This is a genomic window from Modestobacter sp. L9-4, assembly GCF_019112525.1.
Classification (GTDB): Bacteria; Actinomycetota; Actinomycetes; order Mycobacteriales; family Geodermatophilaceae; genus Modestobacter.
This window is the reverse complement of sequence record NZ_CP077800.1, coordinates 892,393-908,870: the sequence shown is the minus strand read 5'-3', so window position 1 is coordinate 908,870 and position 16,478 is coordinate 892,393. Positions and strand designations below refer to the sequence as shown.

The window sequence follows — 16,478 nt, the reverse complement described above, 5'->3', positions numbered from 1 at the left end:
CGCCGACGGCGGCGTCCCGCACCCGCGGGGCGCCGCCGTCGGTGCGTTCCCGGGCAGGATGGGCGGCCCGACGTCAGGAGCAGCAGGTGGCGACGATCCGCCCGTACCGGCCCGCCGACCGGGCCGCGGTGTACGACGTCTGCACGCGCACCGCCGACGCCGGGGGCGACGCCCGTGGGCAGTGGTCGACCGACGACCTGATGCCCGACCTGTTCGCCGGTCCCTACGTCGACCTCGAGCCCGAGCGGGCGTTCGTGCTGGAGGACGGTGGCCGGGTCGTCGGCTACGTGATCGGCACCGCCGACACCCCGGCGTTCGTCCGCACCTGGCGGGAGCGCTGGGTGCCCGTGCTGAGCCAGCGGTACCCGGTGCCACCGGACCCGCCGTGCACCGCGGAGGAGCGGATGCTCACGCTGGGCCACCGGCCCGAGCGCATGCTGCTGCCCGAGCTCGCGCCCTTCCCGGCCCACCTGCACATCGACCTGCTGCCCAGCCACCAGCGCGCCGGACACGGCCGGGCGCTGGTCGACACGTTCCGCGCCGCCGTCGCCGCAGCCGGTGCGCCGGCGCTGCACCTCGGGATGGTCCCCACCAACCGGGCGGCCCGTGCCTTCTACGACCGGCTCGGGTTCACCGAGATCGCCGTCCCCGACGCAGGGGAGGTCACCTACCTGGGGATCACGACCCGCTGAGCCGGCGCCACTCCTCGGTGCCCTCGCCCAGGGCCACGGCGGTGGGCAGCCGCAGCGTGCCGGACAGCCAGACCAGCAGGTCGTGCAGCCGCAGCCGGGTCAGCGGCGCGGCCGGGAGCAGCGCGGCGACCGCCGTCTCCAGCTCGGCGAACGCGGCGGCGTTGGCCCGCAGCTCCCGGTGGGCGACCGCGGCCACGCCACTGTCGCCCTCCCGCAGGTGCGCCACGCTCTGCAGCCAGGTCGCCCGGGTCAGCAGCGGCACCAGCTCGGGGTGGCGGTGGTGCAGGGCGGCGAGCACGTACCGGGGCTGCGGCTGGGGCAGCTCCGCCAGGTTGCGCAGTGCGGCACCGACCGTGCCCGGCTCGCCCAGCACCGACAGCTCGTCGGCCGGCAGCTCCCAGAACGGCCGCCCGGCGGCACGGGCGACCAGCGCGTCGGCGACCGGCTGCGCCTCGTCCAGCGCGCGCCGGACCGCCGTCCAGCTCTCCGGGTCCAGCCGGCCGTGCAGTCCCTCGGCGACCAGCACGTCGTCGTCCCCGAGCGGGCCGGACGGCACCGGGCGGGCGTCGAAGCGCTCGTGGCCGAAGGCGGGCACCTGCACCCAGCGGCCCTCGCGCTCGTTGGGGGAGCGGTACCGCAGCGGCCGCCGCCCCCGCGCGTAGCCGAGGACGGCGGCCAGCGCCGTCCGGCCGGTCAGCGGCTCGGGGCCGGCGCTGGGCAGGTCGAGCGCGAGCCGGACGTCGCCGGCGGAGAGCGTGCTCACCGGTCCAGCATGCGCCCGGCACCCCCGCGGGGGAGGCGCCGGGCGCACCGGTCAGCGGTGGCCGATGCCGCCGGGGCCGTGCTCGGCGGGGACCTCCTCGCCGGCCGCGACCGGGCCGGGCGGCGTGCCGTCGCCGAACGGGCTGCCGCCGAGCTCCTCGCGGCCGTGCGGGGTCAGCCAGTTCGACGTGTCCGGGCCCATCGGGATGACCTGCGTCGGGTTGATGTCGGCGTGCACCACGTAGTAGTGCTCCTTGATCTGCGGGAAGTCGGTGGTGTCACCGAACCCCGGGGTCTGGAACAGGTCCCGGGCGTAGCCCCACAGTGCCGGCATCTCGGTGAGCTTCTGCCGGTTGGCCTTGAAGTGGCCGTGGTAGACGGCGTCGAAGCGGGCCAGCGTGGTGAACAGCCGGACGTCGGCCTCGGTGATGGTCTCGCCCATCAGGTACCGCATGTCGGTGAGGCGGTCCTCGAGCCAGTCCATCGCCGTCCAGAGGCGGTCGTAGGCGCGGTCGTAGGCCTTCTGCGAGCCGGCGAAGCCGCAGCGGTAGACGCCGTTGTTGACCTCGGTGTAGACCCGCTTCATCACCTCGTCCATCTCCTCCCGCAGGTGCTCGGGGTAGAGGTCCGGGGCGCCGTCGCGGTGGAATTGCGTCCACTGGGTGGAGAAGTCCAGCGTCATCTGCATGAAGTCGTTGGTGACCACGGCCTTGGTGGGCAGGTCGACCATCGCCGGCACCGTGATGCCGCGCGGGTACTCCGGGTCGCGGGCGAAGAAGGCCTCCTGGAGCCGCTCGTAGCCCAGCACCGGGTCGCGGCCGCCGGGGTCGAGGTCGAAGGTCCAGCTGCGCTCGTCGTGCGTGGGGCCGCAGATCCCCATCGAGATCGCCTGCTCCAGACCGAGCAGCCGCCGGACGATCGCCGCGCGGTTGGCCCACGGGCACGCGCGGGCGATCACCAGTCTGTACCGGCCGGCCTCGACCGGCCAGCCGCTCGCACCGTCGGCGGTGATCCGGTCGGTGATGTAGTTGGCGTCCCGCTGGTACTCCTTGCCGGGTTCGACGTATCCACTGCCGCTCTGCGTGGTGCTCATCCCCTCACCATCGCCGACCGCGCGCCGCCGCGCTCGTCCGCCCCGCCCGGACAGGCAGTGATCTCGGTCGGCCGCCACCCCGTCGGAGGGGCGCACACCGCCGGGGACGCCGTCGAGGGGACGCCGGTGGCTACTGTTCCGGGGTGGCAAACGGACCTGTGCGACCGCCCTGGCTCGGCAACTGGGGCGTGCAGCTGCTCGGCGTGGGCCTGTCGCTGTACAACGCCGTCCAGCTCGTCCGGCACCTCGTCGACGGCGAGTACGGGTCGGCGTTCCTGAGCTTCGCCTACGTCGTCGTCTTCGGGTATGTCGCGCTGGAGTCCTGGCGCACCCGGCAGGAGCTGGCCGCGAAGCGGGCTGCGGACGGGCCGGCACCGATCGACCCGCCGGCGGGGCCCGACCGGCCGGCGCCGACCGACGGGCCGGCGCCGACCGACTGATCAGGCGCGCTCGGCGTCCGGGGCGCCGGCGGGTGCCGCTGCCTGCGGCTGGTCCTTGAGGAACAGGTACCAGTAGGTGGTCGCGACGAAGACCACCGCGCCGACGAGGTTGCCCGCACCGGCGAGCAGCCAGTTCAGCAGCGTCTCGCCCCAGGTGACGTCCGGGACGCCGGCGAAGATGGCCGCCGGCAGGAAGAACATGTTGGCCACCACGTGGTCGAAGCCCATGGCCACGAACGCCATGATCGGGAAGAAGATCACGATGACCTTCCCGGCGACGTTCTTGGTCGCCACCGACATCCAGACGGCCAGGCAGACCAGCCAGTTGCAGCCCATGCCGCGCAGGAACGTCTGCCACGGGGACTCGGTGACGGCCTTGCCCGTGGCGATCCCGGCCAGCCGCTGGTAGACGAGCCCGGCGGTGCCGCTGGAGCCCGCGTGCCCGATGACGCCGGTCTGGATGGCCAGGAAGTAGGCGACGAACAGCGCGCCGATCAGGTTGCCGATCAGCACCAGGACCAGGTTGCGGGCGACGGACCCCAGGCCGACCTTGCGGTTCATCGCGGCCAGCGGGACGAACATCATGTTGCCGGTGGCCAGGTCGGAGCCGGCGATGAGCACCAGCACCAGGCCGAGGGTGAAGGCGCCGCCGAGGAAGAGTGTCGGCAGCGTGCCCCAGGTGGCCGGGTCGAGGCCGGAGGAGACGGTCATCGCCACCAGCCCGCCGAAGGCGATGTAGGCCCCGGCCAGGAACGAGCTGACCAGGACGCGGTCCCAGCTGCGGTGCACCTTCTTCGCGCCGGTCTCGGCGGCCGCCTGGGCCATCTCCTGCGGTTCGCGGTCGGTCATGTGCTTCTCCGGTGTCGTGGTCCTCGGGCCGCCCGGTCTCGGCGGCCCGGACCAGCCTCGCCCCCGACGCGGCGTCCCGCTCGTTGGAAGCTGCAACCAAGTGTTCGCTGTGCGGGACTGGCGCGGACGGCACCGGGACGGGAGGCTCCCGGCATGACCCTGTCCGGAGGTGTGCGGTGAAGTACCTGATCGTCCTGGTGCTGATCGCGGTCGTGCTGTTCGTCGTGGTGCGCCGCACGGGGGCCCCGGCCAAGCCGCCTCGCCGGTCCTCCGGCGACTCCGGTGCGCCGGTCGCCTGGGGCGGCGACGGCGGTGCCTCCTACGACAGCGGGCCGGGTCACGGCCACGGGCACGGCGGTGGGTTCGACGGCGGTTCGGACGGTGGCGCCGGTGGCGGGTCCGACGGCGGTGGCGGTGGGGGCAGCGGCGACTGAGTCGCCGGTCAGTCGGCGGCGCGGGCCGGGCGGGCCCGCACGTGCATGCGCTCGCCCTGCGGGCCGAACAGCGCGAGCAGCTCGACCGGCGCCGGTCCGGGGTTGGACAGCAGGTGCGGCACGTGGGTGTCGAACTCGACGACCTCACCGGGCATGAGCACCAGCTCCTGGGTGCCGAGGTGCAGCACGAACCGCCCGTTGAGCACGTACAGCCACTCGTAGCCCTCGTGGGTGCGCAGCTCGAGGTCCCCGGTCGGCAGCCCCGGCGGGATGATCATCTTGTAGGCCTGCAGCCCGCCGGGGCGCCGGGTGAGCGGCAGCATGGTCATGCCGTTGCGCTCGACCGGGCGGGGGTGCACCCGCGGGTCCGTCGAGGCCGGCTCGTCGAGCAGGGAGTCCAACGGCACCTGCAGCGCGCGGGTCAGCGGCAGGAGCAGCTCCAGGGTGGCCCGGCGCTGGCCGGACTCCAGCCGGGACAGCGTGCTGATCGAGATGCCGGTGGTCTCCGACAGCTGGGTGAGGGTGGTGTCCCGCTGCAGCCGGGCGGCCCGCAGCCGCGGACCGACCGACTGCAGGACGGCGTCGACGTCGCTCATCGGGCCATTGCCACATCGGCAAGCCAGTTTGTCAAGCGACCGCGGACTCCATCGCCTCCGACACGGTGATCGCGGCGTTGACCAGCGCCAGGTGCGACAGCGCCTGCGGGACGTTGCCCAGGAAGTCGCCGGACCGCGGGTCGAGCATCTCGGCCAGCAGCCCGACGTCGTTGGCGGCGCCCATCAGCTCGTCCATCAGCTCCCGCGCCTCGGCGACCCGCCCGCACAGCGTGAGCGCGGAGACCATCCAGAACGAGCAGGCCACGAAGGTGCCCTCCTCCTCGGCCGCCCCGCTGAACCGGTAGAGGTGCGGGCCGTCGCCGAGCTCGGCGCGCAGGGCGTCCAGGGTGCGGCTCATGCGCTCGCCGCGGTCGAAGCCGCTGATCGCGTGCAGCACGATCGAGGCGTCCAACTGGTCGCTGCCGGGGTACCAGACGTAGGCGCCCTTCTCCTCCGACCAGCAGTTGTCCTCCACCCAGCGGCGGATGCGCTCGGCCTCGCTGCGCCAGCGGGCGTCGTCGCCGGGCACGTGACCGCCCTCGGCGAGCTCGACGGCCTTCGTCAGCGCCATCCAGGCCCCGAGCTTGGAGGTCGTGTAGTGCCGGGCCTCGGGCAGCTCCCACATGCCGGAGTCCTTGCTCTGCCACCGGTCGCAGGCCAGGTCGGCGATGCCGGCCAGCAGCCGCCCGGTGTACGCGTCGAGCACGTTCCCGTTGGCGGTGTAGAGCGCGACGATGGAGAACAGGTCGCCGAACACCCCCAGCTGCAGCTGGCTCGCGGCGTTGTTGCCCACGGCGACCGGGGTGTTGCCCCGCCAGCCCGGGACGTCGCGGAACGCCGCCTCGGGCACCAGTCCGCCGTCCAGGGTGTAGACCACCTGCGGCTCGGGGCCGTGCTCGCGGATCGTGGCGAGCAGCCAGCTGATCGCCCCGTGGGTCTCCTCGCGCAGCCCGAACCGGAACAGCGCGGTCAGCGCGTAGGCCGAGTCACGCACCCACGCGTAGCGGTAGTCCCAGTTCTTGCCGCCCGCCGGGTTCTCCGGCAGTCCGGTGGTGGCCGCGGCGACCATCGACCCGCTGGCGGCGTGGATCAGCAGCTTGAGGGTGAGCGCGCTGCGCCGGACGGCGGTGTCCCAGGGACCGTCCCAGTCGAAGGTGCGGCTCCAGGCCGCCCAGTTGGCGATGGTGCGGTCGACTCCGGCGTCGATGGCGTCGGCGGGCGGGAGGAACAGCGGCTCGCTCTCGGTGGCGACCACCGCCAGCAGCTGCCGGGAGCCCGGCGAGGTGGTGAAGACCGCGTCGATCCGCCGGTCGCCGGCGGTGACGTCGTCGGCGTCCAGGGTGCGCACGGCCAGGGTCACGGAGTCCACCCGCAGCACCGGGCCCTGCGACGTCTGGTGCACCCAGGGGGAGACGGTGTTGAGCGCGGTGCCCGGGCGGACGGCGGCGCGCATCGCCACCGAGCCCTCCAGGCCCTCGATCCGGCGGGCGAGCTCCGACCACGGCAGCCGGCCGGCGACGCCGCTGTTGAGCGAGTCGGTGACCCGCACCCGGCCCGCGGCGGTGGTGAACGTCGTCGTCAGCACGTTGGTGTGCTCGACGTACTCACGCTCCGCGGTGAAGTCCCCGGCCGGGCACAGCTCGATGCAGCCGCCGTTCTCGGCGTCCAGCAGGGCGCCGAACACCGGCGGGGCGTCCATCTCCGGCAGCGGCAGCCAGTCGATCCGGCCGTCGCGGGCGATCAGGGCGATGGTGCGGCCGTCACCGATCGGGGCGTAGGAGCGCAGGTCGGCGTAGCCGTCGGCGTCCCGCTCGTCGACCGGCCCGGCCCCGGCGCCGTCCGCACCCCAGTGCAGGTGCGGACGGCGCCGCGAGGTCGGGGACGTCACGGCGTCGGCATCCCACCGTTGACGTTGAGGGTCTCGCCGGTGATGTAGCTGGACTCCTGGGAGGCCAGGAAGACGTACACCGGGCCGAGCTCGGCCGGCTGCCCGGCGCGGCCCAGCGGGGTCTCCTTGCCGAACTCCGGCAGGGCCTCGGTGGGCTGGCCGCCGCTCGCCTGCAGCGGCGTCCAGAACGGGCCGGGGGCGACGACGTTGACCCGGATGCCCTTGGGGGCCAGCTGCTGGGCCAGCGCCTTGCTCATCGTGTTGATGGCGGCCTTGGTGGTCGCGTAGTCGACGAGGCCGGGGGAGGGCTGGTAGGCCTGGATGGAGCTGGTGTTGATGATCGTGGCGCCGGCCGGCAGGTGCGGCAGCGCCTCCTGGACGATCCAGAACAGCGCGTAGACGTTGACCTTGAACGTGGAGTCGAACTGCTCGGTCGTGACGTCGGCGAGGTCGTCGACGTAGACCTGCTTGCCGGCGACGTTGGCGATGATGTCGATGCCGCCGAGGGCGTCGAGGGTCTTGTGCACCAGGGCGCGGGCAGCGGACTCGTCGGAGATGTCGGCCGGGGCGAGCACGGCCTTCTGCCCGGCCGCCTCGACCAGCGCGGCCACGTCCTCGGCGTCGGCCTGCTCCTCCGGCAGGTAGTTCAGCACCACGTCGGCGCCCTCGCGGGCGAAGGCGATGGCCGCCGCACGGCCGATGCCGGAGTCCGCCCCGGTCACCAGCGCCCTGCGGCCGGTGAGCCGGCCGGTGCCGCGGTAGGTCTTCTCGCCGTGGTCGGCGGTGACCTGCAGGTCCTCGTCCAGGCCCGTGCCGTCCTGGTGCTGCTCGGGGAAGCCGTCGGCGCGGTACTGGGTGGTCGGGTCGGTGAAGGTGTACTGGTCGGCCATGGGCTGGGCGTGCCCCACCCGGCCGCGCGTCACACACCACGCCCCGGCAGTGGGTCAGCCGTTGCCGCGGTCCTTGCCCTTGTCGCCCTTCTTGCCGGGCCCGTTCTCGTCCGGCTCGTCCTCGTCGGGCTCGTCCTCGTCCGTCGGCGTGGCCGTCGCGGTCGGCGAGGGGGTGGCGGTGGCCGGAGGCGGGGTCGGCGCCGCGGTGGTGGTGGGCGCCGGGGGAGCGGTGGCGTACCCGACGGTGACGAGGCCGCCCCCGGGGAGCGCACCGTTCGGCTCGACGCTGAGCACCGTGCCGGGCACCTCGTCGGCGACCTGCTGGGGACGCTCCCGCACCTGGTAGCCCATGGCCTTGAGCCGTGCGCTGACGGCGGACACCTCGAGGCCGATGTAGTCGGAGGCCCGCAGCCGGGTCGGCTGGGTCGTCGGGGCGGCCGAGCTGCGCGGCGCCGTGCTGGTGGCGGTGGGTGTGGCGGCAGCCGACGTGACCGGCGCCGCGGGTGAGGGCGCCGGGTCCGCTGCGGTGCCGCCCGACCGGTCGCCCAGGACGACGACGCCGACCACGATCGCGGCGATGGCCAGCACCGCGAGCAGGGGCAGCAGCAGCCGGCGCCGGTCGCGTGGCGGGGGTGCCACCGGTGCGGGCCGCGCGGTGGACAGGGCGCGGGTCGTGCGCGGTGGCGTCGTTCCGGCCGCGGCGGTGCGCACCGACACGGTGCGGTCGTCGGCCGGGCCGGCGGCGAGGCCCGGGACGGCGGGCAGCACCGCCGTGCGGGGGCCCTCGGCGGCAGGTCGCCGACCACCGCGCAGGGCGTCGACGGCGTCGCGGAACGCCGCGCCGTCGCGGAACCGGGCGGCCGGGTCCTTGGCCATGGCGGTCTCGACGAGCCGGCGCACCGGCGCGGGGACGTCGTCCGGCAGCGGGGCGGGGGTGTCGTGGATCTGGGCCATCAGCACCTGCACCGAGCTCTCGCCGTCGAAGGCGCGCAGCCCGGAGAGGCACTCGTAGCCGACCAGGCCGAGGGCGTAGACGTCGCTGGCGGGGGTGGCCCGGGCACCCTGGGCCTGCTCGGGGGAGAGGTAGCTGGCGGTGCCGATGACCTGGCCCACCTGGGTGAGCTGCTGGCTGGCGGCGGTGACCGCGACCCCGAAGTCGGTGACCTTGACGGTGCCGTCGTCGGCGAGCAGCAGGTTGCCCGGCTTGACGTCGCGGTGGACGACGCCGGCGGCGTGCGCGGCGGCGAGCCCGGCCGCGCTCTGCCGCAGCACGTCCAGCGTGCGCTCCGGGCTCAGCCGGCGGTCGCGGTGCAGGACCGTGCCCAGCGACTCACCGCGCACCAGCTCCATGACCAGGTAGGCGAGGTGCTCGGCGGCCGGGTCGGCGGCGGGCACCTCGCCGTAGTCGAAGAGCGTGGCGATGTTGGGGTGCACGAGGCCGGCGGCGAGCTGGGCCTCGGAGCGGAAGCGGGCCAGGAAGGTCGGGTCGCCGGTGAACTCGCTGCGCAGGACCTTGATCGCGACGTCGCGGGCGAGGACGTTGTCCCGGCCCTGCCACACCTGCCCCATGCCGCCGGTCGCGATGAGCCCGGTCAGCTCGTAACGGCCCCCGAGGAGCCGGCCGTTCGGTTCCATGCCGCTCCTGCCTCCGACGGACCTCCATGAGACCAGGACGGTGCGGGCGGAGCGACAGGGGGAGGGCGTCCGTCGGGCAGGTCACTCGGTGCACCGGCTGACCGGCGGCGCTGCATCGGCTAGACAGTGCACATGACCGAGGTGACGAACTCCGACACTGGCTGGCTCTCCCGGGAGGAGATGGACTCCGCGCGCGAGCGGCTGCCGATCCTCTACGTCGACGCCGTGCCGGTGCGCGTGGACGACCACGGCGTGGTCACCGCCATCGGCCTGCTGCTGCGCATCGGCGGCGACGGGCAGGTCAAGCGGGCGCTGGTCTCGGGCCGTGTGCTCTACCACGAGCGCGTCCGGTCGGCGCTGCTGCGCAACCTGGAGAAGGACCTCGGCCCGCTGGCGCTGCCCCGGGTCCCGGCCGCCCCGCAGCCGTTCACGATCGCCGAGTACTTCCCGACGCCGGGCGTCACGCCGTTCCACGACCCGCGGCAGCACGCGGTGTCGCTGGCCTACGTCGTCCCGGTCGAGGGGGACTGCGCGCCGCAGCAGGACGCCCTCGAGCTGACCTGGTTCTCACCCGAGGACGCCCGCAAGCCCGAGGTGCTGGCCGAGCTGGCCAACGGCCAGGGCACGTTGCTGCTGCAGGCGCTCGCGCACCTCGGCGTCTGACCTCACAGCCGCCGGGGGGTACCGGCGGGGCGACGGGCGACCGATACCGGTTCTGCACTGAACCGAGAGGACGTCGTCTGCATGAAGGTCCGCAATCGCACCACCGGTGACCGGCTGGCCGTGCTCGCAGGTGCCCGGCTCGACGTGCTCGCCGTCGCTCCGGGCGCCCGCGCGAAGTTCGTCGCCCTCGGCGGCGTGCTCGTCAGCACGGGTGGCCTGGCGGCGCTGTCCATGGCGTTCGCGCTGCACATGGCGCTGGGCGTCTGGTGGCCGCTGGCCGCGCTGATCGGCGTGGGCTGGGGGATGGTGATCATCAACCTGGACCGGATGCTGCTGGTCGGGATGGCGCACGACTCCTCGTGGCTGCGCAACGCCGCGATGGCCGTGCCGCGCATCGGCCTGGCCGTCCTGCTGGGCACGGTCATCTCCACCCCGCTGACGCTGCAGGTGTTCAGCAAGGAGATCGACACCACGATCGTCACGCTGCAGGCCGAGGCCGCGGAGCGGTTCACCGACGAGCTGGGTGCCGACGCCCGCTACGCGCCGATCCCGGTGCTGGAGCAGCAGATCGCCGAGGAGCAGGCTGTGCTCGCCGGCGGGGGCGCGGGCGACGCGAACGCCGACCCGCGGGTGACCGGTGCGCAGACCGAGCGCGACGCCAAGCAGGCCACCTACGACGCCGAGGCCCAGAAGTACTCCGACCTGCGGACCAGGGCGCAGTGCGAGCTCGACGGCACCTGCGGCTCGGGTGAGGAGGGTGAGGGCGCGGCCTACTTCGGTGCCGCCGCTGCCGCCGACGCGCAGGCCGACGTCCGGGACGCCGCCAAGGCCGAGCTGGACGCCGCCGACCGGGCGCTGCAGCAGGCCCGGGACGCCGCCGAGACCGACGCGGTGAGCGCCGGTGCGCGCAACGTCGCGATGGCCCAGACCGACCTGGCCACCCACACCGCCGAGCTGCAGCGGCTGACCACGGCCAAGGTCGGCGAGCAGGCCGCCTTCGACGCGCAGAACGCCCAGAGCGACGGGCTGCTGGCCCGCATCGAGGCGATGGACCGGCTGGCCCAGGACCGCCCGGCGGCCGGCACGGCACACCTGCTGCTGTTCCTGCTCTTCCTGTCCGTCGAGCTGCTGCCGGTGCTGATGAAGGTGATGCTCAACTTCTCCGACCCGACGGCCTACGACCGGCTGGAGGTGCTCCGCGACGAGGAGGACGTCGCCGCGGAGGAGATCCGCCGCAACGGCCGGCAGCGCGCCCAGCAGGCCCGGGCCGACCTCGTCGTCGCGGCCGAGACCGACCGGATGGCGCGGGAGATCCTCGACCGGGAGATCGCCGCCCGCGAGGAGGCCGAGCGGGCCGCCGAGCGCAAGGCGCGCCGCCGCGAGGCCCGCAGCCTGCGCCGGGTGCTGGGCCGGATGGTCCGCACGCCGGGTGCCGAGGCCGACGAGTCCCCGGCGGCGAAGCTGGAGCCCACCCTGGACACCGGCGAGCTCGAGGCCATGATGGTCGCCCCGTCAGCGGTCCGGCCGTGGGGCACCGCGGCCAACCAGCCGCCGGTCCCCGCGCCCCGCTCCGCCGCCACCGTGTCGGCCGACAACTGAGCGCGGCTCCTCACGAGGACGCCCCGTCACCCGAGAGGGTGACGGGGCGTTTGCGTGAACCAGTTGTGCACCATCTTCCAGAGGTGACACTCCTCGCCGGTCCGGACCAGGGCCGCACGGCCGAGCCCCTCGCCGAGCTGCTCGACCGCTGGACGGGCCCGGCGCTGAGCCTGGCCCGGCGGGTCGTCGCCGACGACCGGATCGCCGAGGACGTCGTCCAGGAGGCGTTCCTGGCGTACTGGCGCAACCCTGGGGCCTTCGCCTCCGCCCGCGGGTCGTTCGGGGCGTGGTTCCTGTCGCTGGTGCACCACAAGGCCGTCGACGCCGTCCGGCACGAGGCGTCGCTGCGGCGGCGCACCGACGCCGACGCCGAGGACCGGGCCCGCACCGACGAACACGGTGCACCCGACGTCGCCGAGCTGGTCACCGACCGGATGGGCGACGCCCGCGTCCGGCGGGCGCTCGAGGAGCTGCCCGAGGCCCAGCGCGAGGCGCTCGTGCTCGCCTACTGGGGCGGGTACACGCAGCGCGAGATCGCCGCGCGCACCGGCGCCCCGCTGGGCACGGTGAAGACCCGGATGTTCGCCGGGATGCGCCGCCTCCAGCAGGTCCTGGACGGCGGGGGTCTCACCGCCGTCGTCTGAGGGCCACCGGGCATGATCGGGGCATGCCTGCTCCCGGTGTGCCGCTGCAGAAGCTCGGGTTCCTGACCATCGGCGTCTTCGACGACGCCGACCCCCGCGCCGGGCACGAGACGACGCTGCGGGTCATCGAGCTGGGCGAGCAGCTGGGCCTCGACAGCGCCTGGCTGCGCGACCGGCACCTGCAGTACGGCATCTCCTCCCCCGTCGCGGTGCTCGCCGCGGCCACCCAGCGCACCTCGCGGATCGAGCTCGGCACGGCGGTCATCCCGATGGCCTGGGAGAACCCGCTGCGGCTGGCGGAGGACCTCGCCACGGTCGACGTCCTGTCCGGTGGGCGGCTCAACCCCGGGGTGTCGGTCGGCCCGCCGATGCACTGGGACGACGTCAAGGCCGCGCTCTACCCCGACACCGCCGACGTGGAGGACTTCTCCTACGAGCGGGTCGCCCGCTTCATGCGCTTCGTCAACGGCGCCCCGGCGTCGAGCTTCCGCGGCAAGGAGGGCGTGGTCGAGGAGTGGTCGGACCGCGTCCAGCCGCACGCGGCGGGCCTGCGGTCGCGGCTCTGGTACGGCGGGGCGTCGCTGCGGTCGGCGCAGTGGGCGGGGGAGAACGGGCTCAACTTCCTCACCTCCAGCGTCGTCAAGGCCGAGGCGACCGAGGACTTCGCCACCGAGCAGGCCAGCCAGGTGCAGGCCTACAAGGCCGCCCACCCGGCGGGGCGGGTGTCGCAGGGGCTGGTGGTCATCCCGACCGACTCCGCGACACCGGAGCAGCGGGCCAAGTACGAGGCCTACGCCGCCGAGCGCACGCCGCGCACCCGCTCACCGCAGGGCCCCGGCCGGCTGATGTTCGCCGCCGACCTGGTGGGCACGGCCGAGCAGGTCGCCGAGCAGCTGTACGCCCACGCCGGCTTCCGCGAGGTCGAGGAGGTCGTCTTCGCGCTGCCCTTCAGCTTCGAGCCCGAGGACTACGTGCAGATCCTCACCGACATCGCCGGCAAGCTCGGCCCGGCACTGGGCTGGTCACCCGCCGGCTGACCCCTGCCTCTCGGCGGTGCGGGTCAGTGCGCCGGGACGGCGACCCGCGGGACGGCGACCGGCCGGTGGGCGGCGAGCGCGTGCGCGACGCCTGCGGCCACCACGAGCCCCGCGGCGACCGCGGGCAGCGCCAGCGCGGTCGCAGCACCGAGGCCGTCGATGACCAGCCCGGTGACCGCCGAGGCGACCGCCTGGCCGACCACCACGGCGGAGCCGAGCATCGTCATGGTGGTCGCCGCGCGGCCGGCCGGGCTCAGGCGGGTGCCCAGGCCGTAGAGGGTGACCAGGGTCGGTCCGACCCCGCAGCCGAGCACGGCGAGCGCCACGACCAGCCCGGCCTCCGAGCGCGCGGTGGCGAACAGGACGGCGGCGGCCAGCAGCAGCCCACCGAAGGCCAGTGACCGGGCGGGCAGGGTGAACCGGGTGGGCAGCGCCGCGGTGCCCAGCGCGAGCACGGCCGAGCCGATGCCCATCACGCCGTAGAGCAGGCCGGCCCGGTCGCCGTCGCCGTCGGCGGCGAGGAAGCCGGTGAGCGAGGTCAGCGTCGCGCCGAAGAACAGCCCGACGCCGAGCGTGCCGGTGACCACCGTGAGCAGCGGCAGGCGGAGCAGTTCGCGGGCCGGTGCCTGCGCGGTGACGGTGCGGGTCGCCGTGGGCTCGAGCCGCCCGGAGGGGTGCAGCGCGAACCAGGTGACGAACACCAGCGTGAGCACCGCCGCGGCCGCGACCGCCAGCCAGGGGGCGAGGGCGGTGGCGAGCAGCCCGACCAGGAACGGGCCGACGACGAACACCGTCTCGTCGGCCGCGGACTCGTAGGCCATCGTCCCGTTGACCAGCGTCTCGCGGCGGTCCGGGGCGACCGACCGGCGGATCAGCCCGACCAGCCGGGTGCGCGACATGGGGCTGATCTGGGGTGCGGAGACACCGATCAGCACCGACAGCGCGAGCAGGGCTGCGTCAGGTGCAGCGCTGGTGACCACGAAGGGGAACGTCCCGAGCAGGGCGGCGTTGACCAGCCCCACCGGGACGAGCACCCGGCGCTGGCCGAGCCGGTCGACGGCCGCGCCGAGCAACGGGCCGGCCAGTGCGGTGCCCAGGCCCGCGGCCGCGGAGTTGAGCCCGCCGAGGGTCAGCGAGCCGCGCTCGGCGACGACCAGGGTGAGCACCCCGACGGTCATCATGGCGAACGGCAGCCGGGCGATGAAGGCGAGCGGGAAGTACGAGAGCCCTGCGGCGCGCACGAGTGCGTTGCCGGGACGGCGCGTGTGGAACATGACCTCTGCCGGGTGGAGTCAGGCGTGCCGCCTTGGTCCACCGGCGGGATGCCGGCACAGCAGGTAGATGCACACGGTGCGTTCAGGTAACACGATCGTAACCGGCGGTCCCCGGGGCGGCAGCCCGACTCACCCGACCGGGCCGGGTCAGTCGGGGACGACCAGCCGCTCCCGGTAGGCGAACACGGCGGCCTGGGTGCGGTCGCGCAGCTCCAGCTTGGTCAGCATCCGGCCCACGTGGGTCTTCACCGTCAGCTCCGAGACGGTGAGCTCGACGGCGATCTCGGCGTTGGAGCGGCCGGTGGCCACCTGCTGCAGCACCTCCCGCTCCCGGTCGGTGAGCCGGGCCAGCCGCGGGTCCGGCGTCCGGTCGGGGGCGCCGAGCTGACCGGCGAAGGTCTCCAGCAGTCGCCGGGTGACCCGCGGGGCGACGACGGCGTCCCCGCTGGCGACGGTGCGGATCGCGGCGACCAGCCCGGCGGGCTCGGTGTTCTTGAGCAGGAAGCCGCTGGCACCGGCCTGCAGCGCGGCGAAGGCGTACTCGTCCAGGTCGAAGGTGGTGAGCACCACGATCCGGCTGGGCAGCCCCGCGCTCACGATCTGCCGGGTGGCCTCCACGCCGTCGAGCACCGGCATCCGCACGTCCATCACCACGACGTCCGGGAGCAGCCGCCGGGTGAGCTCGACGGCCTCGGCGCCGTTGCCCGCCTCGCCGACCACGGTGAGGTCGGGGTGGGCGGCCAGCACCATGCCGAAGCCCAGCCGCAGCAGCGGCTCGTCGTCGACGAGCAGGACGGTGGTCACGGTGCACCCACCGCCGCGGGCAGCGGCAGCGAGGCGTCGACCAGCCAGCCGCCGGACGCGCGACCGGCGGACACCGCACCGCCGTGGGCGCCGAACCGCTCGCGCATGCCGACCAGGCCCTGCCCGCCGTGCCCGCTGACCGGTGCCGCGGCGGTGCCGTCGTCCCGCACGCGGACGTGCAGCGCGGCGTCGTCCCAGGCGAGGGTGACCTCGGCGTGCCGGGCGTCGGGGGCGTGCTTGCGGGTGTTGGTGAGCGCCTCCTGCACCAGCCGGTAGACGGCCAGCTGGGCGGTGGCGCCCAGCGGTGCGGGCCGGCCGGTGACGGTGAGCGTGGTGGGCAGCCCGGCGGCACGGACCTGCTCGACCAGTGCGGGCAGGTCGGCCAGGCCGGGTGCGGGGGCGCGGGAGGAGTCGTCCTCGGTGCGGAACACCCCGAGCAGCCGGTGCATCTCGGCGATCGCGCCGCGGCCGGTGTCGGCGATGGCGGCGACGGCCTCCCGTGCCTGCGGCCGGCCGGCGTCGGTGGCCAGGGCGAAGCCGGCGCCGTCGGCCAGGGCGGTCATCACCGAGATGTTGTGCGAGACGACGTCGTGCACCTCGCGGGCGATCCGGCTGCGCTCCTCGGCGACGGCGATCCGAGCCTGCTGGTCGCGTTCCTGCTCGGCCCGCTCGGCGCGTTCGCGCAGGTGGGTCACCAGCGCGTGCCGGGTGCGCCGGTTGCGGCCGAACAGCGCCGCGGCGACGGTGATCGCGGTGAACAGCCCGACCGGGTGGCCCTCGTCGGCCGGCGCGGCGCTCAGCGGGTCGCCGAGCAGGCTGCCCAGCACCAGCAGCTCGCAGACCGCGGTGGCGGCCAGGGTCGTGCGCAGCGGCCGCAGCTCGGCCACCGCGGCGAGCGTGACCCAGAGCGCCAGGTCGGCCGGCAGCAGGTCGTCGGCGTCCAGGCCGGCCGGGACCCAGTGCGCCGCCACGAGCACCGCGGTCGCCGCGAACGCCAGCACCGGGGCGCGGCGGCGGGCCAGGGCGGGCAGCCACAGCGCGATGCTGAGGGCCAGCTCGCCCGGGCTCACCGCGCCGTCGCGCACCCGCATCAGCGCCCCGGTGGTCAGCACCGCCAGCAGCAGTGGCGGGCCGACCTCCCGCAGCAGCTCCCGTCGACCTCGGTCCATGTGCGGGAT

The 16,478-nt window shown here is 74.5% G+C and carries 17 protein-coding genes; 7 read left to right on the top strand and 10 right to left on the bottom strand.

What is annotated here, in order from left to right:
• Positions 1-86: 86 nt before the first annotated feature.
• Entirely contained in the window at positions 87-692 is a 606-nt protein-coding gene (locus tag KUM42_RS04230; protein ID WP_237495217.1) for a GNAT family N-acetyltransferase, read from the top strand.
• On the opposite strand, the gene KUM42_RS04225 is transcribed toward KUM42_RS04230, so the two are convergent.
• Together KUM42_RS04225 and KUM42_RS04220 are read right to left on the bottom strand one after the other, a co-directional pair.
• Positions 679-1,455, bottom strand: a complete 777-nt coding sequence (locus tag KUM42_RS04225) for a hypothetical protein (RefSeq protein ID WP_237495215.1) — start codon at positions 1,453-1,455, stop codon at positions 679-681. The two genes, KUM42_RS04230 and KUM42_RS04225, sit on opposite strands and share 14 nt — an antisense overlap.
• 51 nt (positions 1,456-1,506) lie before the next feature.
• Positions 1,507-2,547, bottom strand: coding sequence for a glutathione S-transferase family protein (locus KUM42_RS04220; protein ID WP_237495212.1), 1,041 nt, complete (start codon positions 2,545-2,547; stop codon positions 1,507-1,509).
• Positions 2,548-2,690: 143 nt separating this feature from the next.
• Between KUM42_RS04220 and KUM42_RS04215 the strand changes: the two genes are divergently transcribed.
• Positions 2,691-2,987: a hypothetical protein gene (locus KUM42_RS04215; RefSeq protein WP_237495211.1), complete on the top strand. Its 297-nt coding sequence runs from the start codon at positions 2,691-2,693 to the stop codon at positions 2,985-2,987.
• Here KUM42_RS04215 and KUM42_RS04210 read toward each other — a convergent pair whose 3' ends face one another.
• Complete coding sequence (locus KUM42_RS04210; protein ID WP_237495209.1) at positions 2,988-3,836, bottom strand: formate/nitrite transporter family protein; 849 nt, start codon at positions 3,834-3,836, stop codon at positions 2,988-2,990.
• A gap of 176 nt (positions 3,837-4,012) precedes the next feature.
• On the opposite strand from KUM42_RS04210, the gene KUM42_RS04205 reads away from it, so the two are divergent.
• Positions 4,013-4,270 carry a hypothetical protein gene (locus KUM42_RS04205; protein WP_237495207.1) on the top strand — a complete coding sequence of 86 codons (258 nt, stop codon included), beginning with the start codon at positions 4,013-4,015 and terminating at the stop codon, positions 4,268-4,270.
• Positions 4,271-4,278: 8 nt separating this feature from the next.
• On the opposite strand, the gene KUM42_RS04200 is transcribed toward KUM42_RS04205, so the two are convergent.
• Genes KUM42_RS04200 through KUM42_RS04185 form a run of 4 tightly spaced genes read right to left on the bottom strand, consistent with a single transcriptional unit; the run spans position 4,279 to position 9,279 of the window.
• Positions 4,279-4,866 (bottom strand): helix-turn-helix domain-containing protein, encoded by a 588-nt coding sequence (locus KUM42_RS04200; protein ID WP_237495205.1) that lies wholly within the window; start codon positions 4,864-4,866, stop codon positions 4,279-4,281.
• A 31-nt stretch (positions 4,867-4,897) separates the two neighbouring features.
• Complete coding sequence (locus tag KUM42_RS04195; RefSeq protein ID WP_237495202.1) at positions 4,898-6,754, bottom strand: glycoside hydrolase family 15 protein; 1,857 nt, start codon at positions 6,752-6,754, stop codon at positions 4,898-4,900.
• On the bottom strand, positions 6,751-7,644 hold the full coding sequence (locus tag KUM42_RS04190; RefSeq protein WP_237495200.1) for a glucose 1-dehydrogenase: 894 nt from the start codon (positions 7,642-7,644) through the stop codon (positions 6,751-6,753). The genes KUM42_RS04195 and KUM42_RS04190 overlap by 4 nt, the downstream gene beginning before the upstream one ends.
• A gap of 54 nt (positions 7,645-7,698) precedes the next feature.
• Positions 7,699-9,279, bottom strand: coding sequence for a protein kinase (locus tag KUM42_RS04185; RefSeq protein ID WP_237495199.1), 1,581 nt, complete (start codon positions 9,277-9,279; stop codon positions 7,699-7,701).
• Between the two features lie 132 nt (positions 9,280-9,411).
• Here KUM42_RS04185 and KUM42_RS04180 point away from each other — a divergent pair, with 132 nt between their 5' ends.
• The 4 genes from KUM42_RS04180 to KUM42_RS04165 all read left to right on the top strand — a co-directional run bounded on the left by KUM42_RS04180 (position 9,412) and on the right by KUM42_RS04165 (position 13,222).
• Positions 9,412-9,942, top strand: a complete 531-nt coding sequence (locus KUM42_RS04180) for an NUDIX hydrolase family protein (RefSeq protein ID WP_237495197.1) — start codon at positions 9,412-9,414, stop codon at positions 9,940-9,942.
• An 81-nt stretch (positions 9,943-10,023) separates the two neighbouring features.
• Complete coding sequence (locus KUM42_RS04175) at positions 10,024-11,541, top strand: DUF4407 domain-containing protein (RefSeq protein WP_237495196.1); 1,518 nt, start codon at positions 10,024-10,026, stop codon at positions 11,539-11,541.
• 83 nt (positions 11,542-11,624) lie between these two features.
• Entirely contained in the window at positions 11,625-12,185 is a 561-nt protein-coding gene (locus KUM42_RS04170; RefSeq protein WP_237495193.1) for a sigma-70 family RNA polymerase sigma factor, read from the top strand.
• 23 nt (positions 12,186-12,208) lie between these two features.
• The gene (locus tag KUM42_RS04165) at positions 12,209-13,222 is read left to right on the top strand and encodes an LLM class flavin-dependent oxidoreductase (RefSeq protein WP_237495192.1); all 1,014 of its coding nucleotides are present in this window, start codon (positions 12,209-12,211) and stop codon (positions 13,220-13,222) included.
• A gap of 23 nt (positions 13,223-13,245) precedes the next feature.
• On the opposite strand, the gene KUM42_RS04160 is transcribed toward KUM42_RS04165, so the two are convergent.
• The 3 genes from KUM42_RS04160 to KUM42_RS04150 form a co-directional block, all read right to left on the bottom strand.
• Positions 13,246-14,496: an MFS transporter gene (locus tag KUM42_RS04160; RefSeq protein ID WP_237495190.1), complete on the bottom strand. Its 1,251-nt coding sequence runs from the start codon at positions 14,494-14,496 to the stop codon at positions 13,246-13,248.
• A 147-nt stretch (positions 14,497-14,643) separates the two neighbouring features.
• Complete coding sequence (locus tag KUM42_RS04155; RefSeq protein ID WP_237495189.1) at positions 14,644-15,300, bottom strand: response regulator transcription factor; 657 nt, start codon at positions 15,298-15,300, stop codon at positions 14,644-14,646.
• On the bottom strand, positions 15,297-16,469 hold the full coding sequence (locus tag KUM42_RS04150) for a sensor histidine kinase (protein ID WP_237495187.1): 1,173 nt from the start codon (positions 16,467-16,469) through the stop codon (positions 15,297-15,299). The genes KUM42_RS04155 and KUM42_RS04150 overlap by 4 nt, the downstream gene beginning before the upstream one ends.
• Between the last annotated feature and the right edge of the window lie 9 nt (positions 16,470-16,478).

Excerpts from the sequence above, each read along its gene's own strand:
- KUM42_RS04220 (WP_237495212.1), bottom strand. The coding sequence starts at position 2,547 with ATGAGCACCACGCAGAGCGGCAGTGGATACGTCGAACCCGGCAAGGAG.
- KUM42_RS04210 (WP_237495209.1), bottom strand. The coding sequence starts at position 3,836 with ATGACCGACCGCGAACCGCAGGAGATGGCCCAGGCGGCCGCCGAGACC.
- KUM42_RS04200 (WP_237495205.1), bottom strand. The coding sequence starts at position 4,866 with ATGAGCGACGTCGACGCCGTCCTGCAGTCGGTCGGTCCGCGGCTGCGG.
- KUM42_RS04190 (WP_237495200.1), bottom strand. The coding sequence starts at position 7,644 with ATGGCCGACCAGTACACCTTCACCGACCCGACCACCCAGTACCGCGCC.
- KUM42_RS04185 (WP_237495199.1), bottom strand. The coding sequence starts at position 9,279 with ATGGAACCGAACGGCCGGCTCCTCGGGGGCCGTTACGAGCTGACCGGG.
- KUM42_RS04180 (WP_237495197.1), top strand. The coding sequence starts at position 9,412 with ATGACCGAGGTGACGAACTCCGACACTGGCTGGCTCTCCCGGGAGGAG.
- KUM42_RS04175 (WP_237495196.1), top strand. The coding sequence starts at position 10,024 with ATGAAGGTCCGCAATCGCACCACCGGTGACCGGCTGGCCGTGCTCGCA.
- KUM42_RS04165 (WP_237495192.1), top strand. The coding sequence starts at position 12,209 with ATGCCTGCTCCCGGTGTGCCGCTGCAGAAGCTCGGGTTCCTGACCATC.
- KUM42_RS04160 (WP_237495190.1), bottom strand. The coding sequence starts at position 14,496 with ATGTTCCACACGCGCCGTCCCGGCAACGCACTCGTGCGCGCCGCAGGG.
- KUM42_RS04150 (WP_237495187.1), bottom strand. The coding sequence starts at position 16,469 with ATGGACCGAGGTCGACGGGAGCTGCTGCGGGAGGTCGGCCCGCCACTG.